At 59.7% G+C, this 26,064-nt stretch carries 19 protein-coding genes; 12 read left to right on the top strand and 7 right to left on the bottom strand.

What is annotated here, in order from left to right:
* Positions 1-46 precede the first annotated feature (46 nt).
* Complete coding sequence (locus tag PspS49_RS16175) at positions 47-721, top strand: DUF3313 domain-containing protein (protein ID WP_160040348.1); 675 nt, start codon at positions 47-49, stop codon at positions 719-721.
* A gap of 48 nt (positions 722-769) precedes the next feature.
* Here PspS49_RS16175 and PspS49_RS16170 read toward each other — a convergent pair whose 3' ends face one another.
* Together PspS49_RS16170 and PspS49_RS16165 are read right to left on the bottom strand one after the other, a co-directional pair.
* A complete protein-coding gene (locus PspS49_RS16170) occupies positions 770-1,765 on the bottom strand; it encodes a DUF3829 domain-containing protein (RefSeq protein WP_150752260.1) in 996 nt (331 codons plus the stop codon).
* Entirely contained in the window at positions 1,762-3,390 is a 1,629-nt protein-coding gene (locus tag PspS49_RS16165) for a J domain-containing protein (RefSeq protein ID WP_160040345.1), read from the bottom strand. Before PspS49_RS16165 ends, PspS49_RS16170 begins: the two co-directional genes overlap by 4 nt.
* A gap of 643 nt (positions 3,391-4,033) precedes the next feature.
* On the opposite strand from PspS49_RS16165, the gene PspS49_RS16160 reads away from it, so the two are divergent.
* The gene (locus PspS49_RS16160) at positions 4,034-4,402 is read left to right on the top strand and encodes a DUF6124 family protein (protein WP_127928014.1); all 369 of its coding nucleotides are present in this window, start codon (positions 4,034-4,036) and stop codon (positions 4,400-4,402) included.
* A gap of 331 nt (positions 4,403-4,733) precedes the next feature.
* Entirely contained in the window at positions 4,734-5,210 is a 477-nt protein-coding gene (locus tag PspS49_RS16155) for a hypothetical protein (RefSeq protein ID WP_150776100.1), read from the top strand.
* A gap of 110 nt (positions 5,211-5,320) precedes the next feature.
* Here PspS49_RS16155 and PspS49_RS16150 read toward each other — a convergent pair whose 3' ends face one another.
* Positions 5,321-5,746, bottom strand: a complete 426-nt coding sequence (locus PspS49_RS16150; RefSeq protein ID WP_122597854.1) for a YciI family protein — start codon at positions 5,744-5,746, stop codon at positions 5,321-5,323.
* Between the two features lie 337 nt (positions 5,747-6,083).
* Here PspS49_RS16150 and tpx point away from each other — a divergent pair, with 337 nt between their 5' ends.
* From tpx to PspS49_RS16115, 7 genes are all read left to right on the top strand, one after another.
* Entirely contained in the window at positions 6,084-6,584 is a 501-nt protein-coding gene (tpx, locus tag PspS49_RS16145; protein ID WP_008086450.1) for a thiol peroxidase, read from the top strand.
* Positions 6,585-6,769: 185 nt separating this feature from the next.
* Positions 6,770-8,077, top strand: coding sequence for an MdtA/MuxA family multidrug efflux RND transporter periplasmic adaptor subunit (locus PspS49_RS16140; protein WP_160040342.1), 1,308 nt, complete (start codon positions 6,770-6,772; stop codon positions 8,075-8,077).
* Positions 8,074-11,175 carry an MdtB/MuxB family multidrug efflux RND transporter permease subunit gene (locus PspS49_RS16135; RefSeq protein ID WP_160040339.1) on the top strand — a complete coding sequence of 1,034 codons (3,102 nt, stop codon included), beginning with the start codon at positions 8,074-8,076 and terminating at the stop codon, positions 11,173-11,175. Before PspS49_RS16140 ends, PspS49_RS16135 begins: the two co-directional genes overlap by 4 nt.
* A 145-nt stretch (positions 11,176-11,320) precedes the next feature.
* The gene (locus PspS49_RS16130; protein ID WP_150752265.1) at positions 11,321-14,428 is read left to right on the top strand and encodes an efflux RND transporter permease subunit; all 3,108 of its coding nucleotides are present in this window, start codon (positions 11,321-11,323) and stop codon (positions 14,426-14,428) included.
* Positions 14,425-15,897: an efflux transporter outer membrane subunit gene (locus PspS49_RS16125; RefSeq protein ID WP_160040336.1), complete on the top strand. Its 1,473-nt coding sequence runs from the start codon at positions 14,425-14,427 to the stop codon at positions 15,895-15,897. The genes PspS49_RS16130 and PspS49_RS16125 overlap by 4 nt, the downstream gene beginning before the upstream one ends.
* A 221-nt stretch (positions 15,898-16,118) precedes the next feature.
* Entirely contained in the window at positions 16,119-18,200 is a 2,082-nt protein-coding gene (locus tag PspS49_RS16120) for an EAL domain-containing protein (RefSeq protein WP_160040333.1), read from the top strand.
* Positions 18,201-18,390: 190 nt separating this feature from the next.
* Entirely contained in the window at positions 18,391-19,137 is a 747-nt protein-coding gene (locus tag PspS49_RS16115; RefSeq protein WP_127928002.1) for an SDR family oxidoreductase, read from the top strand.
* Between the two features lie 134 nt (positions 19,138-19,271).
* On the opposite strand, the gene mapR is transcribed toward PspS49_RS16115, so the two are convergent.
* The 3 genes from mapR to PspS49_RS16100 form a co-directional block, all read right to left on the bottom strand.
* Positions 19,272-20,681, bottom strand: coding sequence for a GntR family transcriptional regulator MpaR (gene mapR, locus PspS49_RS16110; RefSeq protein ID WP_034155962.1), 1,410 nt, complete (start codon positions 20,679-20,681; stop codon positions 19,272-19,274).
* A gap of 277 nt (positions 20,682-20,958) precedes the next feature.
* The gene (gene ccoG / locus PspS49_RS16105) at positions 20,959-22,389 is read right to left on the bottom strand and encodes a cytochrome c oxidase accessory protein CcoG (RefSeq protein WP_160040330.1); all 1,431 of its coding nucleotides are present in this window, start codon (positions 22,387-22,389) and stop codon (positions 20,959-20,961) included.
* 195 nt (positions 22,390-22,584) lie between these two features.
* The gene (locus PspS49_RS16100) at positions 22,585-22,833 is read right to left on the bottom strand and encodes a DUF3203 family protein (RefSeq protein ID WP_127927998.1); all 249 of its coding nucleotides are present in this window, start codon (positions 22,831-22,833) and stop codon (positions 22,585-22,587) included.
* Between the two features lie 124 nt (positions 22,834-22,957).
* On the opposite strand from PspS49_RS16100, the gene PspS49_RS16095 reads away from it, so the two are divergent.
* Positions 22,958-23,470 carry an MgtC/SapB family protein gene (locus PspS49_RS16095; RefSeq protein WP_116032991.1) on the top strand — a complete coding sequence of 171 codons (513 nt, stop codon included), beginning with the start codon at positions 22,958-22,960 and terminating at the stop codon, positions 23,468-23,470.
* A 125-nt stretch (positions 23,471-23,595) separates the two neighbouring features.
* Here the strand turns inward: PspS49_RS16095 and PspS49_RS29705 are convergent, their stop codons facing one another.
* Positions 23,596-23,754, bottom strand: a complete 159-nt coding sequence (locus PspS49_RS29705) for a hypothetical protein (protein WP_007966757.1) — start codon at positions 23,752-23,754, stop codon at positions 23,596-23,598.
* A gap of 217 nt (positions 23,755-23,971) precedes the next feature.
* Between PspS49_RS29705 and PspS49_RS16090 the strand changes: the two genes are divergently transcribed.
* Positions 23,972-25,969 (top strand): alpha-1,4-glucan--maltose-1-phosphate maltosyltransferase, encoded by a 1,998-nt coding sequence (locus PspS49_RS16090; RefSeq protein ID WP_160040327.1) that lies wholly within the window; start codon positions 23,972-23,974, stop codon positions 25,967-25,969.
* The last annotated feature ends 95 nt before the right edge of the window (positions 25,970-26,064 follow it).

Raw genomic sequence — 26,064 nt, 5'->3', positions numbered from 1 at the left:
TAGTTCCCCCGGGCAAAGTTTTCGGCCTTCTGACAGGAGTTACAGCATGAAGCTAGCAGTGATGATGGGCACACTGTGTTTTGCCACCCTCGCAGTGGTAGGTTGTTCCAGCAAAACCGTCGACCCGAAAGAGTACTCCGGCTTCCTCAAGGACTACAGCCAGCTCAAAGAGGCCAAATCGCCCTCCGGTGCCGAGGTCATGCGCTGGATCGATCCGAAGGTCGACGTCAAGAAATTCACCAGCGTTTATATCGAGCCGACCCAGCTCTACCCGAAACCGCAGCCGACCGCGAAGATCTCCCAGCAGACCCTCAATGGCATCACTTCCTACTACGATCAGGCGCTCAAGCGTGAGATCGGCAAAGACCTGCCGTTGGCCACCGGCCCAGGCCCTGGCGTGATTGTGGTGCGTGCGGCGATCACCGCCGTGAGCAGCAAGACCGAAGGCCTGCACGCGTATGAGGTGATTCCGATTGCCCTGGTGGCAGCAGCGGTCAGCACGGCCAGCGGTATTCGCGATCAGGAAACTACGTTGGCCACCGAAGCGGTGTTCCTCGATGGCGCGAATAACAAGGTCGTCGCGCAAGTGGTACGCAAAGGCACCGGCAAGCCACTGGAAAATGATTCGCAGGCGATGACGGCCAATGATGTCAAACCTGTGATCGATGGCTGGGCCTCAGACCTGCGTCAGTCGTATCTGAAGCTCAAGGCTGCCAAGTAAACGCACGAGGCCGGAGGTCCGCGAGGATTCTCCGGCCTGTGCACACCCTCAGAAGTCGGCGCGCGCCCGGCGGTTGTAGTGACTGAGCAGGACGTCGTAACCGCGAGTGACGGCGTAGTAGTCGTCGCTCAAGCGTTGCGGTTCGGCGTGGTTTTGCCAGTCCTCGTGCAGGGTTCTCAACGCGTCGAGATACGTTTGCGAGGGCGCGCGGATGTAATCCCACAAGTCACGCGCGTCATCGTCCTTGTTTCGCAAACCACCCAAACGAAGGCCCATGAGCGGTTCGTGGCGATCCCACGCCTGTTGCAGATCGGCGGTGGTGTCGGCCACGGCTTGCGGGGTCAGCGTGCGGTGTTTCATCCCGTCTTCGAGCAGGTCCAGTGTCTCCCGGGCCTGAATCATGTACGCCAGCAGAGACCAATGAATCTCCTTGCCTACCCGCGCTTCCAGCAGCTTGAGCTGCTCGGGGCGCTGAGCCACGTCCAGTGGCAGCAGTTCCTCTCGCAAGGCTGTCGATGCATTGATGTAGGCATTGCTGGCGGCCTGGATTTGCCCCGAGCCCTGGGACAACCGGGCGAGCGGCGTGGCATAAAAATTCGCACTTCTGTCGAGTCGCTCCGGCGTAAAGATCACCGCTGCTCCCTGCAGTGCTTGCGCGTAGTCACGGACTTTTTGTGAAAGCACTGGCTGATAGGCCAAGAGTTCGAGTTTTTCGTTGATATGACTGAGGCAGAGATCCTTTTGGATGTCCTGCACGGTGTACGCATCCGTGTTGTCGAAATCCCGTGCCTCAGCAAGATAATGCCCGAATGCATCACTTGTTGGCCGCGGACGTTCGAATTTGTCGTAGGCGTTGCGCCAGTGCACATCGACACGGTTGACGCATGCAATGATCGGACTCAACGCGTTGGCCTGCGCGGTCACAGGGGATTCGCGCTGATCAAGCCACAGATCGAGTTTCAGGAACGGCCGGGTCGCGCTCGACAGCCCCATCACCACCAGAACGACCACTACGCCGCTGACAAACATGAATCTCGACGTCATGGCCGTGCCTCCGCGGGATACCACTGTTCACGGGTGGCCGGAGCGCCGCAATCGAAAGAACTCGCCGGCAACCGGCTACACAAACGCTCCGCCCAGGGTTGTAGCCCCTGATTGCGATTGACCGTGCCTTGACTGGCGGCCACTTTGAACACGCCCAGCACCAGCACCAGGGCGACAACGCCGAGTAGCGTCAGGCCGACTTTCGCCGGCAGGTTGGTCTTTTCCCAGGACGTGTGTGGCTTGACCTGACGGCGACGGATCAAACCCACGCAGGCCAGTGTGGCGGCATAGACGCCGCCAGCGATGGGGCCGAAAAACCAGCTGAGCCCAGCCACCATCAATGCGCAGGGAATCAGATCACGCAGTATGCCGAACGGTGCAGCGTCCTTGGCGTCCCCCGGCCACAACCGTGCGCTGAGGCGGTCATCCAGCAGCCAATGGGTGTGCGCCAATTCGTGAGTCAGCCAGTTGATGCCCGCAGCGATCACCCCAAACACGATCGTTGAGGTCATGACGATATTGAACAGCCCGGTGACGCGCAGCCCCAGCGGGATGAAATGAGTAAACGCGCCGATCAGACAGGCCAGCACCACGCCAAGGTAGGTCGGCCATTCGCCACGGCTCAGCTCCCAGTCACGCCAGAAAAACGCGGTGCCACCGGGCAACTCTGCACAGACCTTCGGATGATTGGCATACAGCGCCGAACTCAAATGTCGGCAATGCTCCCAATCTTTCTCACGCAGGCGCCGGGCCAGCGCGCGACGCTGGCTGAACGGGCCGCTCCCGAGCAACAGGCGCGCGGCGCGATGTTCGGCAGTGGCGGGCGGCTCTTGCGCGAGTTGACGCTGTTGCGCGATAAAAATCGGTGCCTCATGGCGCGCGACCAGACGCTTCCATTCATCTTGCGGGCAACGGTTGGCCGGGCCGGAATGCCAGCCCTGGCCCGCACAAACCTGCTCGAAAACAGCGCAGGACCAGTGTTCGCTGTCCAGTAGCAATCGACTCAGGAACAGGTTGAACCACAGCCGGTGTACTTCAGCGTCGAGCCACAGACATTGGCCGCACTGTGCGTAGGCCTGCAAAAAGGCCGCACTCTCCTCACGATCGAGGGCATCACGCAGCGGTCGAGTAATGCGTTCGCGCTGCTGATCGAGCAAATGTTCGATGGATTCCTCATCCAGTTCCAGGCGCTGCCAGGCACTGAACCAGTGATAGGTCTGCACCGCCCAATCGACCATCGGCGCCGATGTTTGCGGGTTTTCGATGCAATGCTGCAGCAGGGTCTCTTCGAGGATATGCGCGCAACCCTGCTCAACGGCGAGGGCATGGCGTTGTTGCAACTGCGCAAGGCTGGTGCCTTGCAGCGAGCGAGTTGCCTGTTGCAAGGCATCGACTTCGACCACGGTCAGGCCGGTCAAATCCCAGCTGTCGTTTTCGCTCTCTGTGTCTTCGTTGGCCTGCGCCCATTCCTTGTAATTCAGGGCTTGCTCATAGGCGTCACGCAGGCGCTGGAAGCCCTCGGCGTCTTCGTCCGGACGGGTCTGTTTGAGCAGGGCAGCGTATTGGCGTTTGATACTGCGCGTATCGGCGTCGGCCGTAAGGCCAAGGACGGTCCAGCAACTCATTGCGTGTACAACTCCATTGAAAACCTGCGACGCGGTCCAGTGATGGCACTTTGATTTTGCGCACCCTACCTGTTTCGCGTCGAAAAGTCCTCAGCCGTCGTTTATTTGCCGACGAACCAGCGGAAATAGGGGTTGCCACCATCACTGCGCATCACCCGCCAACTGACTCTGCAAGGGGACGGCGCACTGGCGACAGGAGCAGTCGAGTGACACGAGGCTGCGATCTTTTAATCTTGTTTTTTAAATGCAAAATCAAAAGATCGTCCGATCGCGGTCCGAGCCTTCGGCAGCTCCTACCTGTGCGTATTTCAATTCGGGATGTTTAAGCGTTGTTTGGAATTTGCGGAACGTTCCCACAAGGTTTTCAGGTTGTCCGTCGGACGTCGGGTCTCTAGCCTGTGTTCGTCGCTGCCAAATCAGCGACCGGGACTGGAAACCCCGACGGGTATTAGTGGCGCGTACACGCCTTTCATAACGTATCCTTGCGCACTTCGAATGTGTGCACTCCGTTATGGCGGCTGTGCGCGGGAGACCTTCGGGTCGACCGGGTCGCCGCTGCCCGGGTTTCCAACCTGCGTACAGCTGCCACCTCTTCGTCCGGAAACCGAATGGGGCAGCTCCAACTTTCCAGTGGAGTTACACCATGAAAAAACCAACACCCAATCCCCCAGAATCAGACGCCGACACCACATCCCCCTACGCCTCAGTCGACAGCAAAAAACTCCACGAAGCCGCCGACCGCGCCCTCGATTTCTACCTCAACCCCTCCGCCCACATCATGTCCAGCGCCAACGAGCCGGAACCCATGTACCTCGCCAATCCCAGGTACAACACCGAATCCCTGCTCGCCAACGCCAGCGAAACCCTCGGCTCGGCCAGCGAAATGCTGATCAACTTCGCCGCCTCGCTGGAAACCTCGCACCGCAAGACTGCACTGGGGATCGCACAGGTCGTCATGCTGGGGGAACTCGCGGTGAATCAAGCCCTGGATCACGTCGAACTCAAGAACTGATCTCTCTTGAATGATCGTTCCCACGCTCTGCACGGGAATGCAGTGCCTGACGCTTTGCGTCTAATCCGCAAGCTGGAACGCGGAGCGTCCCTTGAGGCATTCCCACGCAGAGCGTGGGAACGATCAAGACAAATCGTAATGCTGGTGAACTCGCGGTGAATCATGCCCTGGATCACGTCGAACTCAAGAATTGATCTCTCTTGAATGATCGTTCCCACGCTCTGCGTGGGAATGCAGCCCTTGACGCTCTGCGTCAAATTCGCAAGCTGGAACGCAGAGCGTCCCTTGAATGACGGTTAGGGATAGCCTTGACAATTGCAGGAGCAAAGGTTTGATAGGAAAAACATTTACAAATAGACGACTGAGCCTATGGCTGGCGGCAGTTTTATCCGTCAATGCAGTTTTTTTGGCTTTTCTGATTTTTGGTGATATCGGGAAAGGGCACGACAGGAAAATGATCAAAACCAAAGAGCCGTTGCTGATTGAAGGGCCAAATGGCGACCAGAACTACTATGTTCTGCCTTTGGGCACTACGCTTTATCACGATAAAAGCTTTCCTGAAGGGCATGACCGTTATGTGGTGTATCTCAACCATAAAGGCGCAATTGCACACGAAGAAATTCCCATGAAGCCTGAATATGGCGGTTCATCTATCGATCCGCTCTGGCTGGACAATGTTGATGAGGAAACCTTGAAAGAAACTTTCAAACGTTTTCCGCTTTCCAGAACAGATGTCGCCGCTGCGATCAAGGCCAATGAAATAACCAAAGATGATCTGGCTGACATCATCCGCTCTATGCCCGACTGATCGACTCTTTAGCTGTCGAGTGAAACGACGCTGCGATCTTTTGATCTTGTGTTTTAAGAACAGAATCAAAAGATCGCAGCCTTCGGCAGCTCCTACATGGGATGTCCGGTTCAGCTGTTTTTCTTGGCTTGTTCGCGAACGCGTTCTTCTTGCGCACGTGCTTCGGGGGTGAATTCGGCGCCGAAGTCTTCGGCGGAGAATATCTGGCGGATTTCAATATCGGACTCGCCCGGCATCGGGTTAGGGCAGCGCTTGACCCATTCGATGGCTTCTTCTTTCGATTTCACTTCCCAGATCCAGTAACCCGCCACCAACTCTTTGGTCTCGATGAACGGCCCGTCGATGACCGTGCGTTTGTCACCGGAGAAATGCACACGCGCACCTTTGCTGCTCGGGTGCAGGCCGTCGGCGTCGATGAGAATGCCGGCTTTGACCAGCTCTTCGTTGAAGTTGCCCATCGCGGTGATCAGTTCTTCGCTGGGCATGATGCCGGCTTCCGAATCGGCGCTGGCTTTGACAAGGATCATGAATCGCATGGCGGTGACTCCGAGGATTGTGGGGATTCGTTGTTTAGTCGAACGAGCCAGCGGTGAATCGACAGGGATCCTAAATAAAAGACCAGTAACACCACAGAATCCAATGTGGGAGCGAGCCTGCTCGCGAAGAGGTCGTCACATTCGACATTTATGCTGACTGATCCAGCGCCTTCGCGAGCAGGCTCGCTCCCACAGTGGGAATAGCGGTAGTTTTGTATACAATTTTTCGCGCAGGCACCCAACAATTTCATCAAAGGGCATAGGTGCTTGAAACATTTCGTGGTTAACTTCGGCCTCTTGCATGCTTTCCAATCAAAACATCAGAAGGACTCAAGTCATGGCTCAAGTCACCCTTAAAGGCAATCCGGTTCAAGTCAACGGCCAGTTGCCACAAGCCGGTTCCAAGGCGCCAGCCTTTTCTCTGGTTGCCGGCAATCTGTCCGACGTGACCCTGAAAGACTTCGCCGGCAAGCGCAAAGTGCTGAACATCTTCCCAAGCGTCGACACCCCGACCTGCGCGACTTCGGTACGCAAGTTCAACGCTCAGGCCAACGAAGTGGCAAACACCGTGGTGCTGTGCATCTCCGCTGACCTGCCGTTCGCCCAAGCGCGTTTCTGCGGCGCTGAAGGCCTGGAAAACGTACAGAACCTGTCGACCCTGCGCGGCGCCGAGTTCATCGAGAACTACGGTGTGGCCATTGCTGACGGCCCGTTGAAAGGCCTGACCGCCCGTGCCGTGGTGGTTCTGGACGAAAACGACAACGTGCTGCACAGCGAACTGGTCAAGGAAATTGCGGAAGAGCCTAATTACGACGCTGCTCTGGCCGTCCTCAAGTAAGCTCTGCCACAACGCTTTACAATTGTTAACGGCCTGGCCCTGTCCAGGCCGTTTTCATTTGTGTATCAGTGTTTTGCCTCACACCTTGAAACGTAAGGTGTAAGTAAATTGCCGGTAAAGCTGCTTTGCTAATTCCCCATCAGTGCTTATCGTTCAGCCTCCCGTAATAGAAGCCCACGCGCCCAATGGTTAATCACTCCATGCAATCGTCCCCCCGTAATTCCCGTCGCTGGCTGATCAGCCTGCTTGTCTTGTTGGTGATCGCCGTTCTGTGCTGGAAATTCTGGCCCGCCGGTTCAGCCCACAAGGAGGGCGCTGACAAGGCTGCAGCCGGGCACACCGGGCGTTCGGGAATGATGCGGCCGGGCTTCGGTGGCGGCGCCGGGCCGATTCCGGTGCGCGTGGCGCCGGCGGTCACCGGCGACTTTCCGCTGTACTACAAAGCGCTGGGTACGGTGACGGCGCTGAACACCATCAATGTGCGCAGCCGGGTGGGCGGCGAACTGGTGAAAATCAATTTCGAAGAAGGGCAGATGGTCAAGGCCGGCGACCTGTTGGCGGAGATCGATCCACGTCCATACCAGAACGCCTTGCTGCAGGCTGAAGGCACGTTGCTGCAGAATCAGGCGCAACTGAAAAACGCCCAGGTCGACGTCGAGCGTTATCGCGGTCTGTACAAAGAGGACAGCATCGCCAAACAGACGCTGGACACCGCCGAAGCACTGGTCGGCCAGTATCTGGGCACGGTCAAGACCAATCAGGCCGCGGTCAACGACGCCAAGCTCAATCTCGAATTCACCAAGATCCGCGCGCCGATTGCCGGCCGTGTCGGTTTGCGTCAGGTTGACGTCGGCAACCTCGTTACCGCTAACGACACCACCTTCCTTGCAGTGATCACCCAGACGCAACCGATCAGTGTGGCTTTCACCTTGCCGGAAAACAGCCTTGAAACCGTGCTTGCGCGTTATCGCAGCGGCGCCAAGCTGCCGGCCGAAGCGTGGGATCGCGGCGACACCAAACTGCAAGCCACCGGCGTACTGCAAAGTCTCGACAACCAGATCGACGTCGCCACCGGCACCCTGAAGTTCAAGGCCCGCTACGAAAACCGCGATCAGGCGCTGTTCCCCAACCAGTTCGTCAACGTGCACTTGCTCGCTGACACGCTGAAAGGCGTGGTACTGGCACCGTCGGCAGCGATTCAGTTCGGCACCAACGGCACCTTCGTCTATGCGCTGGATGGCGACAAGAAAGTCACTATTCGCCAACTGAAGATTGGCGCCAGTGATGGCGAAAACACCGTGGTCACTGAAGGTCTGGCCGCTGGCGACCGCGTGGTACTGGAAGGCACTGACCGCCTGAAAGAAGGCAGTGAAGTGGAAGTGGTCAACGACAGCAATAAAGTGCCAACCACCCCGACCGAACACCTGCAAGGCAAGTCCGCCGCCCAGACGCCAGACGCTGCGGTCACTGACAAGGCCAAGAAGGGCGCATGAACATTTCGCGGCTGTTCATCCTCCGACCGGTAGCTACCACCCTGAGCATGCTGGCCATTGTTCTGGCCGGCCTGATCGCTTATCGCTTGCTGCCGGTATCGGCGTTGCCACAGGTCGATTACCCGACCATCCGCGTCATGACCTTGTATCCCGGCGCCAGCCCGGACGTGATGACCAGTGCCGTGACCGCGCCACTCGAGCGCCAGTTCGGGCAGATGCCGGGCCTGACGCAAATGGCCTCGACCAGTTCCGGCGGTGCGTCGGTGCTGACCCTGCGTTTCAGCCTCGACATCAACATGGACGTCGCCGAACAGCAGGTGCAAGCCGCGATCAACGCCGCGACCAATCTGCTGCCGACCGATTTGCCAGCGCCGCCGGTGTACAACAAGGTCAACCCGGCGGACACCCCGGTGCTGACCCTGGCGATCACCTCGAAAACCATGCTGCTGCCCAAACTCAATGACCTGGTCGATACGCGCATGGCGCAGAAAATCGCCCAGATCAGCGGCGTCGGCATGGTCAGCATTGCCGGCGGTCAGCGTCAGGCCGTGCGTATCAAGGTCAACCCGGAAGCGTTGGCCGCCAATAGCCTGAACCTGTCGGACGTGCGTACCTTGATCGGCGCTTCCAACGTCAATCAGCCGAAAGGCAACTTCGACGGCCCGACCCGAGTGTCGATGCTCGACGCCAACGATCAACTGACCTCGCCCGAGGACTACGCCAATCTGATTCTCGCCTACAAGAACGGCGCGCCGTTACGGCTCAAGGACGTGGCGGAAATCGTCGACGGCGCCGAGAACGAACGCCTCGCTGCATGGGCCAACCAGAATCAGGCGGTATTGCTGAACATCCAGCGTCAGCCGGGTGCCAACGTGATCGAAGTGGTCGACCGCATCAAGGCACTGCTGCCGAGCATCACCGACAACCTGCCGGCCGGCCTTGATGTCACTGTGCTGACCGACCGTACGCAGACCATCCGCGCCTCGGTCACCGACGTGCAACACGAACTGCTCATCGCCATCGCCCTGGTGGTGATGGTGACATTCCTGTTCCTGCGTCGCGCCAGTGCCACGATCATTCCGTCGGTGGCCGTGCCGCTGTCGCTGATCGGCACCTTTGGCGTAATGTACCTGGCCGGGTTCTCGGTGAATAACCTGACCCTGATGGCCCTGACCATTGCCACCGGTTTCGTGGTCGACGACGCCATCGTCATGCTCGAGAACATCGCGCGCTTCATCGAAGAGGGCGACAGCCCGATGCAAGCCGCGCTCAAGGGCGCCAAGCAGATCGGCTTCACCCTGATCTCCTTGACCCTGTCGCTGATCGCGGTACTGATTCCGCTGTTGTTCATGGCGGACGTAGTCGGGCGCTTGTTCCGCGAGTTCGCCATCACCCTGGCCGTGGCAATCCTGATTTCCCTGGTGGTTTCGCTGACCCTGACGCCGATGATGTGCGCGCGTTTGCTCAAGCGTGAGCCGGAAGCACATGAGCAGGGCCGTTTCTACCGTGCCAGCGGTGCTGTCATCGACTGGATGATCGCCGAGTATGGTCGGATGCTGCGCTGGGTGCTCAAGCATCAGCCGCTGACCCTGCTGGTGGCTATCGGCACACTGGCGTTGACCGTGTTCCTCTATATGGTCGTGCCAAAGGGCTTCTTCCCGGTACAGGACACCGGGGTGATTCAGGGCATTTCCGAAGCGCCGCAGTCGATTTCCTTCGCGGCGATGGGCGAGCGTCAACAGGAACTGGCGAAAATCATTCTCGAAGATCCGGCGGTGCAGAGCCTGTCGTCCTACATCGGCGTCGACGGCGATAACGCCACGCTAAACAGCGGGCGCTTGCTGATCAACCTCAAGCCCCACGGCGATCGCGATCTGAGCGCCACTGAAGTGATTGCGCGCCTGCAACCGCAACTGGACAAACTGGTCGGTATCCGTCTGTTCATGCAGCCGGTGCAGGACCTGACCATCGAGGACCGCGTCAGCCGCACGCAATATCAGTTCAGCATGTCCTCGCCGGACTCCGAACTGCTCAGCCAGTGGAGCGGCCGTCTGGTCGAAGCGTTGGCCCAGCGTCCGGAACTGACCGACGTTGCCAGTGATTTGCAGGACAAGGGTTTGCAGGTGTATCTGGTGATCGACCGCGATGCGGCGTCACGCCTTGGCGTCTCGGTGGCGAACATCACTGATGCGCTGTACGACGCTTTTGGCCAGCGCCAGATTTCGACGATTTACACCCAGGCCAGCCAGTACCGCGTGGTACTGCAAGCTCAGGCCGGGGAGAAGATCGGCCCGCAGGCGCTGGACCAGATTCACGTCAAGACCACCGATGGCGCGCAGGTACGCCTGTCGAGCCTGGCCCATGTGGAAGAACGTCAGGCGCAACTGGCGATCACCCATATCGGCCAGTTCCCGGCGGTGATGATGTCATTCAACCTGGCGCCCGGTGTAGCGCTGGGGCATGCGGTCGACGTTATCGAGCAGGTGCAGAAAGACATCGGCATGCCGGTTGGCGTGCAGACCCAGTTCCAGGGTGCGGCCGAAGCCTTCCAGGCCTCGTTGTCGAGCACCTTGCTGCTGATTCTGGCGGCGGTGGTGACCATGTACATCGTGCTGGGCGTGCTGTACGAGAGCTACATTCACCCGATCACCATTCTCTCGACCTTGCCGTCGGCGGCGGTCGGTGCCTTGCTGGCGTTGCTGCTCAGTGGCAATGACCTGGGCATGATCGCGATCATCGGCATCATCCTGTTGATCGGTATCGTGAAAAAGAACGCGATCATGATGATCGACTTCGCCCTCGATGCTGAACGCACCCAAGGCATGGCGCCGGAGCAGGCGATCTATCAGGCCGCGCTGCTGCGCTTCCGGCCAATCCTCATGACCACGCTGGCGGCGCTGTTTGGCGCGGTGCCGTTGATGCTTGCCACGGGCTCAGGTGCTGAATTGCGCCAGCCGCTGGGTCTGGTGATGGTCGGCGGTCTGCTGGTGAGCCAGGTGCTGACGCTGTTCACCACGCCGGTGATCTACCTGTACTTCGACCGCCTCGGGCGACGCTTTGGCAAGACCAATGCGGATGCTGAAGAGGTGTCGGTATGACTTCGCGAGCATCACACATCCCTTGTGGGAGCGAGCCTGCTCGCGAAAGCGGCCTATCAGGCAACATCATTGTTGAATACAAGATTGCATTCGCGAGCAGGCTCGCTCCCACAGGGATCTGCGGTGAAGGCGGAGATCGCGTTCGATGAACCTCTCCGGTCCTTTCATCAAGCGCCCGGTAGCGACGATGCTGCTGAGCCTGGCGATCATGCTGCTCGGCGGTGTCAGCTTCGGCCTGCTGCCGGTGGCGCCGCTGCCGCAAATGGATTTCCCGGTGATCGTCGTGCAGGCGAGCCTGCCCGGTGCCAGCCCGGAGGTCATGGCGTCCACCGTGGCCACGCCGCTGGAGCGCTCGTTCGGCGCGATTGCCGGCGTCAACACCATGAGCAGCCGTTCCAGTCAGGGTTCGACCCGGGTCATTCTGCAGTTTGACCTCGACCGCGACATCAACGGCGCCGCGCGGGAAGTGCAGGCCGCGATCAACGCGTCGCGCAACCTGCTGCCGAGCGGTATGCGCAGCATGCCGACCTACAAGAAGGTCAACCCGTCGCAAGCACCGATCATGGTGCTGTCGCTGACCTCCGATGTGCTGGAAAAAGGCCAGCTCTACGATTTGGCCTCGACCATTCTGTCCCAGAGCCTGTCCCAGGTGCAGGGCGTCGGCGAAGTGCAGATCGGCGGCAGTTCGCTGCCGGCGGTGCGTATCGAACTCGAACCGCAAGCGCTGAACCAGTACGGCGTGGCGCTCGACGATGTGCGCAAGACTATCGCCGATGCCAACGTGCGCCGGCCCAAGGGTTCGGTCGAGGACGGTCAGCGTCTGTGGCAGATCCAGGCCAATGACCAGCTGGAAAAGGCCAAGGATTACGAATCACTGATCATCCACTATGCCGACGGCGCGGCGTTGCGCCTCAAGGACGTGGCCAAGGTCAGCGACGGTGTCGAGGACCGCTACAACAGCGGTTTCTTCAACGATGACGCGGCGGTGCTGTTGGTGATCAACCGCCAGGCTGGCGCCAACATCATCGAGACGGTCAACGAGATCAAAGCGCAGTTGCCGGCCCTGCAAGCCGTGTTGCCGGCCAGCGTGAAGCTGAATCTGGCCATGGACCGCTCACCGGTGATCAAGGCCACCCTGCACGAAGCAGAGATGACGCTGCTGATTGCCGTGGCACTGGTGATTCTGGTGGTGTTCCTGTTCCTTGGGAACTTCCGCGCCTCGCTGATTCCGACACTGGCCGTGCCGGTGTCGCTGGTCGGCACCTTTGCGGTGATGTACCTCTACGGATTTTCGCTGAACAACCTGTCGCTGATGGCGCTGATTCTGGCCACCGGTCTGGTGGTGGACGACGCCATCGTGGTGCTGGAGAACATTTCCCGGCACATCGACGAAGGCGTCAAACCGATGCAGGCCGCGTACCTCGGGGCCAAGGAAGTCGGTTTCACCTTGCTGTCAATGAACGTTTCGCTGGTCGCGGTGTTCCTGTCGATTCTGTTCATGGGCGGCATCGTCGAGAGCCTGTTTCGTGAGTTTTCCATCACCCTGGCGGCAGCCATTGTCGTCTCGCTGGTGGTTTCCCTGACGCTGACGCCGATGCTCTGCGCCCGTTGGCTCAAGCCGCACACGCCGGGGCAGGAGAACCGTCTGCAACGCTGGAGCCGCCGCACCAACGACTGGATGGTTGGCAAATACGCCAGCAGCCTCGACTGGGTGTTGCGCCATCGTCGTCTGACCTTGCTCAGTCTGCTGATCACCGTTGGCGTGAACGTCGCGCTGTACGTGGTGGTGCCGAAAACCTTCATGCCGCAGCAGGACACCGGCCAGTTGATCGGTTTCGTGCGCGGTGACGACGGTCTTTCGTTCAGCGTGATGCAGCCGAAAATGGAAATCTTCCGCCGTGCTGTGCTCAAGGACGAAGCAGTGGAAAGCGTCGCCGGGTTCATCGGTGGCAGCAACGGCACCAACAACGCCTTCATGCTGGTGCGTCTGAAGCCAATCAAGGAGCGCCAGCTCAATGCGCAAAAGGTCATCGAACGCCTGCGCAAGGAAATGCCCAAGGTCCCTGGTGCACAATTGATGCTGATGGCGGATCAGGATCTGCAGTTTGGCGGCGGCCGCGAACAGACCACCTCGCAGTACAGCTACATTTTGCAAAGCGGTGATTTGAGCGAGTTGCGCAAGTGGTACCCGAAAGTGGTTACCGCGTTAAGGGCCTTGCCGGAGTTGACGGCCATTGACGCCCGAGAGGGAGCGGGCGCCCAGCAAGTGACGCTGATTGTCGACCGCGATCAGGCCAAACGCCTCGGTGTCGACATGGACATGGTTACCTCGGTGTTGAACAACGCCTACAGCCAGCGGCAGATTTCGACGATCTACGACAGCCTCAACCAGTATCAGGTGGTGATGGAGGTCAATCCGAAATACGCCCAGGACCCGGTGACGCTCAAGCAGGTGCAGGTGATCACCGCTGACGGTGCGCGGGTGCCGCTGTCGACCTTCGCTCATTACGAAAACAGCCTGGAGGACGACCGCGTCAGCCACGAAGGCCAGTTTGCCTCCGAAGACATTTCCTTCGACATGGCCGAAGGCGTGACGGTGGAGCAGGGCAGTGCTGCCATCGAGCGGGCGATTGCCAAGCTCGGCCTGCCGGAAGACGTCATCGCGAAAATGGCCGGCACCGCCGACGCTTTTGCCGCGACGCAGAAGAGCCAGCCGTTCATGATTCTCGGCGCGTTGCTGGCGGTGTATCTGGTGTTGGGCGTGCTGTATGAAAGCTACATTCACCCGCTGACGATTCTGTCGACCCTGCCGTCGGCCGGTGTCGGCGCGTTGCTGTCGATCTATGCGCTGGGCGGCGAGTTCAGCCTGATCTCGTTGCTCGGGTTGTTCCTGCTGATTGGCGTGGTGAAGAAAAACGCCATTTTGATGATCGACCTCGCGTTGCAACTGGAGCGTCATCAAGGCCTGTCGCCGCTGGAGTCGATCCGCAGCGCCTGCCTGCAACGCCTGCGGCCGATTCTGATGACCACGCTGGCAGCAATTCTCGGTGCCTTGCCGTTGCTGCTCAGCCGGGCCGAAGGCGCGGAAATGCGCCAGCCGCTGGGCCTGACCATCATCGGCGGGCTGATTTTCAGCCAGGTACTGACGCTTTACACCACGCCTGTGGTTTACCTCTATCTCGACAAGCTGCGCCATCGTTTCAACAAATGGCGTGGCGTGCGTACTGACGCCGCTCTGGAAACTCCGCTATGACTGACCGTTCGCTTTTCAATCTGGCCACTGTGCGCGGCTCGCGTCTGCTGAGCCTGTCGCTGTGCGTGGCGATGCTCAGTGCCTGCGCTGTCGGCCCGGACTACCAGCGTCCGCAGACCGCTGAAATTGCCCAGTACAAGGAAGCCGAGGGCTGGACCCAGGCCAACCCGAGCGACTCGCTGGCCCGGGGTGCGTGGTGGGAGTTGTACGGCGATCAGCAGCTCAACGGCTTGATCGAACGCCTGAACAATGCCAACCAGACCGTCGCGCAGTCGGAAGCCCAGTACCGGCAAGCGCAGGCTTTGGTGCGTAGCGCTCGCGGGGCGTTTTACCCGAGTGTCGATCTGAGCTTGGGTAAAACCCGCTCCAGTCAGGGCACCGGCAGCAGCAGTTCAAGTTTGAGCAGTTCCTCCAGCGGCATCCGTGATACCTACAACGCTGAACTGGGCGTCAGTTGGGAAGCCGATGTGTGGGGCAAGTTGCGCCGTGGGCTTGAGGCTGACGAGGCCAGCGCCCAAGCCAGTTTTGCCGATCTGGCGGCGATGCGTCTGAGTCAGCAGTCGGAACTGGTGCAGAACTACCTGCAGTTGCGGGTGATCGATCAGCAGAAACGGCTGCTCGAAGCCACGGTTGCCGCTTACGAACGCTCGCTGAAAATGACCCAGAACCAATACCGCGCGGGCGTTTCCGGGCGGGATGCGGTGGCCCAGGCGCAGACGCAACTGAAAAGCACCCAGGCCGATCTGGTTGACCTGATCTGGCAACGCGCGCAGTTCGAAAATGCGATTGCGGTGCTCACGGGGCAAGCGCCGGCGGATTTCAACATTGCCGAAGTGCAGACCATTCCGAAGTTGCCGCAGGTGCCGTTGAGCCTGCCATCACAGTTGCTGGAGCGTCGCCCGGACATTGCTTCGGCGGAGCGTTCGGTGATCGCCGCCAACGCCAACATCGGTGTGGCCAAAGCAGCGTATTACCCGGATCTGAGCCTGAGCCTGAGCGGCGGTTACAGCAGCAGTACCTCGCAGAACCTGATCAGCCTGCCGAACCGCTTCTGGTCGGTCGGGCCGAAACTGGCGTTGCCGCTGTTCGACGGCGGCATTCGTTCGGCGGAAGTCGATCGTACCGAAGCGGTGTATGACCAGACCGTGGCCAAGTACCGCCAGACCGTGCTCGACGGTTTCCGCGAGGTGGAAAACTATCTGGTGCAGCTCAAAGTTTACGAGGATGAAGCGGCGGTGCGCCAGGAAGCCCTCGATGCTGCCCGCGACTCCCTGCGCCTGACGGAAAACCAGTACAAGGCCGGGCTGATTGCCTACATCGATGTGGTGGTGGTGCAAGCCACGGCGTTGAGTAACGAGCGCAGCGTGCTGAACATTCTGCAAAGCCGCTTGATTGCCAGCGTGCAATTGATTGCCGCGCTGGGCGGCGGTTGGGATGGGCAACTGGAGGTCAGCGATAGCACCCGCTGAAGGCTGGCTTCACTGATCGTTCCCACGCAGAGCGTGGGAACGATCGTGTAAGGGCGTGAGCGCCGGGCCAGAGCCTTGTCGGACGATCGAACAAGCGTTTCATCGGCTTGATGGCCAATTGCTTACTTTGTCAGTGCGTTCTTCTGTGCAATCAGTACAATCGCCGCATTTGCCCGACCGGGAACGGACGCAATCCGCGTTGGGTGGTCACGAGAATCCCCATGCTCATCGGTAGTTATTCCTCCACCCTGGTTTTCATTTCGTTGTGTGTGGCGATTCTCGCTTCGTACACCGCGCTCGACCTCACCGGTCGCATCGCCACGGCCAAGGGCCGTGCCGTGCATTTCTGGACGGCGGGGGGAGCGTTCGCCATGGGCATCGGCGTCTGGTCGATGCATTTCATTGGCATGCTCGCCTTCAAACTGCCGATTGATCTCGGCTATGACATCAGTCTGACCGTGCTGTCGCTGCTGATCGCCGTGTTGTCCTGCGGGTTCGCGCTGTGGCTGGTCAGCCAGCCGAAACTGCCAATGCTGCAACTGGCATTGGGTGCGTTGATCATGGGCAGCGGGATCAGCGCCATGCATTACACCGGCATGGCGGCGATGCGCATGACGCCCGGCATTGATTACGACCCGACGCTGTTCGGCGCCTCGTTGCTGATTGCCGTCGGTGCGTCGGCGGCGGCGCTGTGGATCGCCTTCCGCTTGCGTCAGCATTCTCCCTATGTGCGTCTGATTCGTGGCGGCGCGGCGATCATCATGGGCATCGCGATTGTCGGCATGCATTACACCGGCATGGCTGCTGCGCAATTCCCTGATGGCAGTTTCTGTGGTGCCACCGTCAATGGCTTGAAAGGCAATGGCCTCGACAGCCTGGTGTTGATTACCACGTTGGCGGTGCTGTCGATTGCCTTGCTGACCTCGATTCTCGACGCGCGCCTCGAAGCGCGCACCGCCGATCTCGCGCACTCGTTGACCATGGCCAACCGCGAACTCACCCAGCTGGCCCTGCACGACACCCTGACCGGGCTGCCGAACCGCATGCTGCTGGACGACCGCATTAATCAGGCAATGAAAAAGGTCCATGAGCAGGGCGGCTGTTTTGCCTTGATGTTCATCGATCTGGACGGCTTCAAACCGGTTAACGATGCGTTTGGTCATCACATGGGCGATCAGTTGCTGCGTGAAGTGGGGTTGCGTCTGCGTGAAGACTTGCGCGGCCCGGACACGCTGGCGCGGATCGGTGGCGATGAATTCGTGTTGTTGGTGCGCCTCACCGAACCCAATGACGCTTTGGGATTGGCGGCCCGTCAGGTCGGCTTGATCGCGCAATCGTTCCGCGTCGCCGAGCATGACTTGCAGATCTCCGCCAGCGTCGGCATCGCCCTGTATCCGGGCAATGGCCAGAACGCGCAGGAACTGCTGATGAACGCCGACGCAGCGATGTACCACGCCAAGGGCGGCGGCAAAAACGGCTACAGCTTTTTCGATGCCTCGATGAACAACAACGCACGCAAGCAGTTGCAGTTGTTGCAGGACCTGCGTGCGGCACTTGAGCACAGCCAGTTCAGCTTGCACTACCAACCCAAGTTCGATGCCGCCAATGGCCGTCCGGTCGGCGCCGAAGCGCTGTTGCGTTGGCAGCACCCGACCCACGGCATGCTGATGCCGGACAAGTTCATCGAACTGGCCGAGAAAACCGGTCTGATCATTCCGATCGGTGAATGGGTGCTCAACGAAGCCTGCCGGCAGATGCGCGAGTGGTACGTGCTCGGTTACACCGATTGGCGCATCGCGGTGAATCTGTCGGCGTTGCAGTTTTGCCACACAGGGCTGGTACGCAGCGTGGCCAAGGCGCTGGCCACCCACCACTTGCCGGCCAACAGCCTGACCCTGGAAATCACCGAAACCACGGCGATGAGCGATGCCGATGCGAGCATGACGGTGTTGCAGGAGTTGTCGGACATGGGCGTCGATCTGTCGATCGATGACTTCGGCACCGGTTATTCCAGTCTGATGTATCTCAAGCGTCTGCCGGCCAATGAGCTGAAGATCGACCGTGGGTTTGTGCGCGATCTGGAGCATGACAGCGACGATGCGGCGATTGTCTCGGCGATTGTTGCGTTGGGGCAGGCGCTCGGTTTGCGCATTGTCGCGGAAGGCGTGGAAACCGGCGTGCAGCAGGAATTTCTGACGCAGTTGGGTTGTGATTCGTTGCAGGGGTATCTGCTGGGGCATCCGATGCCGGCGGAAAAATTCATGCAGGATATTGCGCGGGGTGAGCAGTTAGCGGTGGTCTGATCGACCGCGTTATCGTTCTTCGCGAGCAGGCTCGCTCCCACAGGGGGGCGGCGCGGAGCACAAATCCAGTGTGGGAGCGAGCCTGCTCGCGAAGGCGTCTGCCCAGACACCACAGACTCCATGCAAAACCCGCCAATGGCGGTTATTCTTCCCCCCGACTGTTACGTGTGCATTTGGGGGAAAGGCCAGCATGGATAAAGTCATTGTGATCACCGGTGGCGGACGCGGAATTGGCGCCGCGACGGCGCTGTTGGCTGCCGGGCAAGGCTATCGGATCTGCATCAACTATCAGTCGGATGAACAGGCTGCGCAAAGCGTGCTGGAGCAAGTCCGTGCCTTGGGTGCACAGGCCATCGCGGTGCGGGCCGATGTCAGCATCGAAGACGAAGTGATCGCGCTGTTCCAGCGGGTCGACAGCGAACTGGGCCGCGTCACCGCTTTGGTGAACAACGCTGGCACCGTCGGACAAAAGTCGCGAGTCGACGAAATGTCCGAATTCCGTATCCTCAAAATCATGAAAACCAATGTCCTGGCGCCGATCCTCTGCGCCAAGCACGCGATCCTGCGCATGTCGCCCAAGCACGGCGGGCAGGGTGGCAGTATCGTCAACGTGTCGTCGGTGGCTTCGCGTCTCGGCTCGCCGAACGAATACGTCGATTACGCCGCGTCCAAAGGTGCACTCGATACCTTCACCATCGGTTTGTCCAAGGAAGTGGCGGGCGAGGGAATTCGCGTCAACGCGGTGCGTCCGGGTTACATCTATACCGATTTCCATGCCTTGAGCGGCGATCCGGATCGGGTCAGCAAGCTGGAGTCGGCGATTCCAATGGCCCGTGGCGGCCGGCCGGATGAGGTGGCGGAGGCGATTGTCTGGTTGTTGTCGGATAAGGCGTCGTATGCGACCGGGACGTTTGTTGATTTGGGGGGCGGGCGTTAAGCCCTGAACATTTCGTTGCCAGGTCGGCCCTCTTCGCGAGCAGGCTCGCTCCCACATTGGTTCTGTGTCCGGCACAAATCCAAGGTGGGAGCGAGCCTGCTCGCGAAGGCAATAGCCCAAGCAACACAGGACTGTCAGAACGACCGCACAATCCGCCCCAACGTCTCCATGGCCTTCTCCGAATCCTCAGTCCAAGGGCTGCCATAGTTCAGACGAATACAGTTCCTGAACCGCTGCGTCGGCGAGAAAATCGGCCCCGGGGCAATGCTGATGCCTTGCGCCAGTGCCATCTGAAACAGCTTCAATGAATCCATCTGCGGTGGCAATTCCAGCCACAGGAAGTAACCACCTGCGGGTTGGCTGACCCGCGTCTGCGCCGGGAAATAACGGGCAATCGCGGCGAGCATCGCGCTTTGCTGTTCTTCGAGGGCGTAACGCAATTTGCGTAAGTGACGGTCGTAGCCGCCGTGTTGCAGATAGTCGGCAATCGCTGCCTGCGCGGGCATCGAGGCACACAGCGAGGTCATCAGTTTCAGCCGTTCGATTTTCTGCGCATAACGCCCGGCGGCGACCCAGCCGATGCGGTAACCGGGGGCCAGGCTTTTGGCGAACGAGCCGCAATGCATCACCAGGCCTTCGGTGTCGAAGGCCTTGGCCGGTTTCGGTGCCTGTTGGCCGTAATAGAGTTCGGCGTAGACGTCGTCTTCGATCAGCGGCACTTGATGGCGACGCAGCAGTTCGACCAATTCCTGTTTCTTCGCCTCGGGCATGGTGGCCCCCATCGGGTTCTGGAAACTGGTCATGCACCAGCAGGCCTTGATCGGGTGGCGTTCGAGGGTTTGCGCGAGCACGCCGAGATCGATGCCGTCGCGCGGGTGCACGGGGATTTCCACGGCTTTGAGCTTCAGCCGTTCCAGTACTTGCAGGCTGGCGTAGAACGCCGGGGCTTCGATGGCCACCAGATCGCCGGGCTCTGTCACCGCTTGCAGGCACAGGTTCAGCGCTTCGAGGGCGCCGTTGGTGATCAGCAGTTCTTCCATCGGCAACATCAGGCCGCCGACCATGTAGCGCAGAGCGATTTGCCGGCGCAGTTGCGGATTGCCCGGCGACATGTCGGTGACGACCATGCGCGGATCCATCTCGCGGGCAGCGCTGGCCAGCGAGCGCGACAGGCGTTGCAGCGGAAACAGCGTCGGGCTGGGGAATGCCGAGCCGAAGGGGATCGTGCTCGGATCTTTGATCGAATCGAGTACCGAGAACACCAGTTCGCTGACGTCGACTTCGGTGGAATCGTTGACGTGGCTACTGATCACCGGCTCGGAAAACGGGCTCGGGGCATGGGTGTTGACGAAGTAACCGGAGCGCGGCCGCGCGCGGATCAGGCCGCGGCGCTCGAGCAGGTAATAGGCCTGGAACACCGTGGACGGGCTGACGCCGTAGGTCTGGCTGGCGTAACGCACCGAAGGCACGCGCTGGCCGGGGCCAAGGACGCCGGAGCGGATCAGTTCAGCGATGTCGTCGGCGAATTTTTCGTAGCGTTTCATCGAGGAGCCTTGGTGCTGGTTGATGATGAGGTGTGTCAGGAGAACTGCCCCTCACCCTAACCCTCTCCCAAAGGGAGAGGGGACTGATTGCGGGATGCTTGTGAACTACACCGACCTGAAAGTACTTTGTTGAATCCATAATCGACTCGGCCGGAAAGTACTTTGTTGAATCCATAATCGACTCGGTCTGTCAGGTCGATGTATAGCGACAGACACCTCGGTCGGCCCCCTCTACCCCTGGGAGAGGGCTGGGGTGAGGGGAAAAGATTCTAACGGCTCAGCGATTCATCGGCGCCACAAACCTGCTCTTCGCCACGCTATAAACCTCAGGCTCATCGCTGTCGGCAATCTTGAAACTCAAGGTCTGCGAGCTGCTGGCCGGGCGTTCCGTGGTCATCGCCACCGACACCGGCACATCGACAATCTCACCCGGGGCCAGGCTCAGCTCGGTCTTGCCTTGCAACTGGAAGCCGTCACCGTCGACCAGGCTCAGGTTGTAGTCCTGGCGTTGCTGGGTCTTGTTGATGACTTTGAGGCTATAGATGTTTTCGATCTGGCCTTGACCGTTCTCGCGGAACAGCCCGCGGTCTTTGGTCACGTCCAGCGAGACCATCGGCCGCTCCACCAGCGCCAGTGCCAATGCGCCGATCATCGCCACCAGCACCACGCTGTAGCCAATCAGTCGGGGGCGCAGCAGATGGGTTTTGCCACCCTGCAATTCGCGCTCGGAACTGTAGCGGATCAAACCGCGCGGGTAGTTCATTTTGTCCATGATCGAGTCGCAGGCGTCGATGCACGCGGCGCAGCCGATGCACTCCATCTGCAAGCCGTCGCGGATGTCGATGCCGGTCGGGCAGACCTGCACGCACAACTGACAGTCTATGCAATCGCCCAGGCCTGCTTCCAGCGGTTTCACGTCGCGTTTACGCGGGCCACGGTTTTCGCCACGGACCACGTCATAGGAAATCGCCAGGGTGTCCTTGTCGAACATCACGCTCTGGAACCGCGCATACGGGCACATGTGCATGCACACCGCCTCACGTAACCAACCGGCGTTGATGTAGGTGGCAGCGGTGAAAAACAGCACCCAGAACAGACTGACGCCACCAATTTGCAGGGTCAGCAATTCTTCGGCCAATGGCCGGATAGGGGTGAAATAACCGACGAAGGTCAGGCCGGTCAGCACGCTGATCGCCAGCCACAGGGTGTGCTTGGCCGCACGGCGCGCCAGTTTGTTCAGGTTCCACGGCGCGGCTTGCAGTTTGATCCGTTGGTTGCGTTCGCCTTCGGTGATTTTCTCGCACCACATGAAGATCCACGTCCACGAACTCTGCGGACAGGTGTAGCCGCACCAGACCCGGCCGGCAAACACGGTGATGGCGAACAGGCCGAACGCGGCGATGATCAGCAGCGCGGACAGCAGGATGAAATCCTGTGGCCAGAACGTCGCGCCGAAGATGTGGAATTTACTTTCGGAAAGATCCCAGAGCACTGCCTGACGCCCGCCCCAGTCCAGCCACACGGTGCCGAAAAACAACACGAACAGAAAACCCGCGCCGCTCATGCGCAGGGTGCGGAACAGGCCAGTGAAGCTGCGGGTGTGAATCTGGTTGTCGCTGGACCTGGCCGTCGCCTTCATTGGGCGTGCGGGCACACTTTTGATAGTTGGAGATGCTTCTACGGTTCGGACGGGAATTTGTTCGCTCATGGTTATTCGCTCATCAGCCTCCATCAGGCCAGAGCACTATGAGCGCCGATCTGTTTGCATAACAGACTCAGCTATTTCAATAAAAAGCGGATCAGATGCGTTTCTGCGCAACGCCTGCGACAACTTGAAGCAGCCCGCAGACACGGGCGCAAACGCCTATCGTAGGCGTTTGCGCGGGGTGTTGATCAAGGTCAGTCAAATCACCGAACCACTCTCGTCGGCCTTCAAATGCTTGCGGCCGTCCTTGGCGCCTGCGACGGTCAATTCGTCGGCTTCTGCCTCGGTGATGTAAACGCGGCGGCCTTCTATTTCCACGAATGACATGGATTTTTCGCTGTCCGTCCTGACTTCCAGGGTGTCGCAAATGCGAATTTCCTCGCCGTGTTCGACGGTGAAAAAACACACTTTTTGCTCGGGGTTGGATTCATCGACTCGAAGAGGCATAGGAGCAGTCCTTTTTTCAGGGAGGTCTGCAAGGTTAGGGCGCACGCTGCGCCGATCGTTCTGCGCAACTGATTAATGGTCGCCGCTGTCCATCCTCTATAGACCCAATAACAAGGACTGCACGATGAACGCGTGGTGGCATGAAGTGTGGGAAACCCTGCAGGCGGAGTTCGCCGACGTTGGCGATGCTTCGCAATTGACGCGCATTACCGTGCGCCTGCTGATGGCGGCGATTCTGGGCGGCATTCTCGGGTTCGAGCGTGAGCACAAGGGCAAGGCTGCAGGGGTGCGCACGCATATGTTGGTGGCGCTGGGGGCGGCGTTGTTTGTACTGGTGCCGCAGACGTCCGGGGCCGAGTCCGATGCGATGAGTCGCGTGGTGCAAGGGGTGATTGCCGGGATCGGCTTTCTCGGTGCCGGGACTATCCTGAAAAACAAGGAAGGCGATGAAGGCCATGTCAAAGGCCTGACCACGGCTGCCGGGCTGTGGATGACGGCGGCCATTGGTGTCGCTGCCGGCCTTGGCCGGGAAGCCACGGCGCTGCTCAGTACCTTACTGGCGCTGGGGATTTTCAGCGTGATGCCGCGCATCGTAAAACTCTTCGAAAAAGAAGAGGAGAAGACTGATGATCACTGACTGATCGTTGCCACGTTGATCGTTCCCACGCTCTGCGTGGGAATGCCTCAATGGACGCTCCGCGTCCGCTTTGGGACGCGGAGCGTCCCGGGCTGCATTCCCACGCGGAGCGTGGGAACGATCAGTCAGACGATGACTGGTGGCATCGTCGTTGGTGGTTCTTCTTTCGGCGGTGGCGTGGTGCCAGGTGGTTCCTGCTCGGGAACCGGTTGCGGCTCAGTCTCGGGCAAAGTGGGTTTGTCGATGTTCGGATCGGGCGTTTCCGCCGGGATCGGGATGTTCATCTGATGACCTCCGTGTGGCACATGGCGTGAGAAGTGCTTAAGTGGATTGACCACCCTGCGCGCAATTCGATCCGCTTTTCTGACACGGCAATTTCATCTGAACTTTTCCCGGCGCCGGTCGCTCGGAACCTAAGTGAGTTCATTTCGGGGCAGGTGCTTCGTTGTGAACACTGATCCGGCACAAGAGCGTCCTTGGGGCGTTAAGGAGAGATGCTCAATGACTGCTGAAAAACCTTCGGAACTGAGCTACAACCCGCACATGCCGCTGTCGCAGGCACTGCTGCTGCCGCGCATTGTCATCGAAAACACCATGCCGACGCTTGATGGCGGGCAGTTCGCCGTGAAGTCGATTGCCGGCCGCGAAGTGGTGGTCACCAGCAAGGTGTTTGCCGACGGCCACGACAAACTCGCCGTGCGCATCCGCTGGCGCGAGGAAGGCGAGGAGACCTGGCAAAGCGAAGTGATGGCCGATCAGGGCAATAACGGCTGGCAAGGCCAGTTCCGCCCTGAACATCAGGGGCGCTACCTGTATTGCATCGAAGCGTGGATCGATCAATTCGCCAGTTTCCAGTATGAACTGGAGAAGAAGCACAACGCTGCCGTGCCCGTTTCGCTCGAGCTGCAAGAAGGCCGCAGCATGGTGCAACAGGCCGCTGAACGCAGCGAAGGCCAACTGAGCGAGCAGCTCGCAGCGTTGCACCATGAACTCTCCGGGCTGCTCGAAACCGAGCAAGTTGCGCTGTTTCTGCACTCGCGCAGTGCGCAACTGATGGCCGAGGCCGATCATCGGGCTTACTTGAGCGTCAGCGCCGAATTCCCCATGGACGTCGAGCGCGAACTCGCCGAGTTTGCCAGTTGGTACGAACTGTTTCCGCGCTCGATCACTGACGATCCCCACCGTCATGGCACCTTTAACGACGTGCACTCACGTCTGCCAATGATTCAGGACATGGGCTTCGACGTGCTGTACTTCACGCCGATCCACCCGATCGGTCGCGCCCATCGCAAGGGCCGCAATAATTCCCTGACCGCCGGCCCCGATGATCCGGGCAGCCCTTATGCGATTGGCAGCGAGGAGGGCGGGCACGAGGCCATTCACTCGCAGCTCGGCACCCGCGACGACTTCCGTCGATTGGTCGCCGCTGCTGCCGATCACGGCCTGGAAATCGCCCTCGACTTCGCCATCCAGTGTTCCCAGGATCACCCGTGGCTCAAACAGCATCCGGGCTGGTTCAACTGGCGCCCGGACGGCACGATCAAATACGCGGAAAACCCGCCGAAGAAATACCAGGACATCGTCAACGTCGACTTCTATGCGCCGGAGGCGATTCCGAGTCTGTGGATCGAGTTGCGTGACATCGTCATCGGCTGGGTCGAGGAGGGCGTGAAAATCTTCCGCGTCGACAATCCGCACACCAAACCGCTGCCGTTCTGGCAATGGCTGATCGCTGATGTGCGGGCGCTGTACCCGGAAGTGATCTTCCTCGCCGAGGCCTTCACCACGCCGGCAATGATGGCGCGGCTGGGCAAGGTCGGGTACACGCAGAGCTACACCTATTTCACCTGGCGCAACAGCAAGGCTGAGCTGGCGACGTATTTCACTGAACTGAATGAATCGCCATGGCGCGAGTGCTACCGGCCGAATTTCTTTGTGAATACCCCAGACATCAACCCGGCGTTTCTGCACGAGTCAGGCCGCCCCGGCTTCTTGATTCGCGCGGCGCTGGCGACCATGGGCTCGGGGCTGTGGGGCATGTATTCGGGGTTCGAATTGTGTGAGGCGGCCCCAGTGCCGGGCAAGGAGGAATACCTCGACTCGGAGAAATACGAGATCCGCGTCCGCGACTTCACCGCGCCCGGCAACATCATTGCCGAGATCGCCCAGCTCAACCGCATTCGTCGGCAGAACCCGGCGTTGCACACGCACCTGGGCCTGAAGGTCTACAACGCTTGGAACGACAATATTCTGTATTTCGGCAAGCGCAGTTTTGACGGCAGCAATTTCATTCTGGTGGCGGTCAGCCTTGATCCGCACAACGTGCAGGAGGCGAATTTCGAACTGCCATTGTGGGAAATGGGCCTGCCCGACGACGCGACGACCCATGGCGAAGACTTGATGAACGGGCATCGCTGGGACTGGCATGGCAAATACCAGTTCATGCGCCTGGACCCGGCGTATCAGCCGTTCGGCATCTGGAGAATCACCGCTACGTAATGATCGTTCCCACGCTCTGCGTGGGAATGCATCCCGGGACGCTCCGCGTCCCAGAAACGGACGCAGAGCGTCCATGGCGGCATTCCCACGCAGAG

It is taken from the genome of Pseudomonas sp. S49, assembly GCF_009866785.1.
In the GTDB taxonomy this organism is placed as follows: domain Bacteria; phylum Pseudomonadota; class Gammaproteobacteria; order Pseudomonadales; family Pseudomonadaceae; genus Aquipseudomonas.
Note: the sequence above shows the minus strand (reverse complement) of the source record. Positions and strands in the feature narration are given on the sequence as shown.

Excerpts from the sequence above, each read along its gene's own strand:
- PspS49_RS16125 (WP_160040336.1), top strand. The coding sequence starts at position 14,425 with ATGACTGACCGTTCGCTTTTCAATCTGGCCACTGTGCGCGGCTCGCGT.
- PspS49_RS16090 (WP_160040327.1), top strand. The coding sequence starts at position 23,972 with ATGACTGCTGAAAAACCTTCGGAACTGAGCTACAACCCGCACATGCCG.
- PspS49_RS29705 (WP_007966757.1), bottom strand. The coding sequence starts at position 23,754 with ATGAACATCCCGATCCCGGCGGAAACGCCCGATCCGAACATCGACAAA.
- ccoG (WP_160040330.1), bottom strand. The coding sequence starts at position 22,389 with ATGAGCGAACAAATTCCCGTCCGAACCGTAGAAGCATCTCCAACTATC.
- PspS49_RS16120 (WP_160040333.1), top strand. The coding sequence starts at position 16,119 with ATGCTCATCGGTAGTTATTCCTCCACCCTGGTTTTCATTTCGTTGTGT.
- PspS49_RS16095 (WP_116032991.1), top strand. The coding sequence starts at position 22,958 with ATGAACGCGTGGTGGCATGAAGTGTGGGAAACCCTGCAGGCGGAGTTC.
- tpx (WP_008086450.1), top strand. The coding sequence starts at position 6,084 with ATGGCTCAAGTCACCCTTAAAGGCAATCCGGTTCAAGTCAACGGCCAG.
- PspS49_RS16150 (WP_122597854.1), bottom strand. The coding sequence starts at position 5,746 with ATGCGATTCATGATCCTTGTCAAAGCCAGCGCCGATTCGGAAGCCGGC.
- PspS49_RS16170 (WP_150752260.1), bottom strand. The coding sequence starts at position 1,765 with ATGACGTCGAGATTCATGTTTGTCAGCGGCGTAGTGGTCGTTCTGGTG.
- PspS49_RS16160 (WP_127928014.1), top strand. The coding sequence starts at position 4,034 with ATGAAAAAACCAACACCCAATCCCCCAGAATCAGACGCCGACACCACA.
- mapR (WP_034155962.1), bottom strand. The coding sequence starts at position 20,681 with ATGAAACGCTACGAAAAATTCGCCGACGACATCGCTGAACTGATCCGC.
- PspS49_RS16165 (WP_160040345.1), bottom strand. The coding sequence starts at position 3,390 with ATGAGTTGCTGGACCGTCCTTGGCCTTACGGCCGACGCCGATACGCGC.
- PspS49_RS16100 (WP_127927998.1), bottom strand. The coding sequence starts at position 22,833 with ATGCCTCTTCGAGTCGATGAATCCAACCCCGAGCAAAAAGTGTGTTTT.
- PspS49_RS16175 (WP_160040348.1), top strand. The coding sequence starts at position 47 with ATGAAGCTAGCAGTGATGATGGGCACACTGTGTTTTGCCACCCTCGCA.
- PspS49_RS16140 (WP_160040342.1), top strand. The coding sequence starts at position 6,770 with ATGGTTAATCACTCCATGCAATCGTCCCCCCGTAATTCCCGTCGCTGG.
- PspS49_RS16130 (WP_150752265.1), top strand. The coding sequence starts at position 11,321 with ATGAACCTCTCCGGTCCTTTCATCAAGCGCCCGGTAGCGACGATGCTG.
- PspS49_RS16115 (WP_127928002.1), top strand. The coding sequence starts at position 18,391 with ATGGATAAAGTCATTGTGATCACCGGTGGCGGACGCGGAATTGGCGCC.
- PspS49_RS16135 (WP_160040339.1), top strand. The coding sequence starts at position 8,074 with ATGAACATTTCGCGGCTGTTCATCCTCCGACCGGTAGCTACCACCCTG.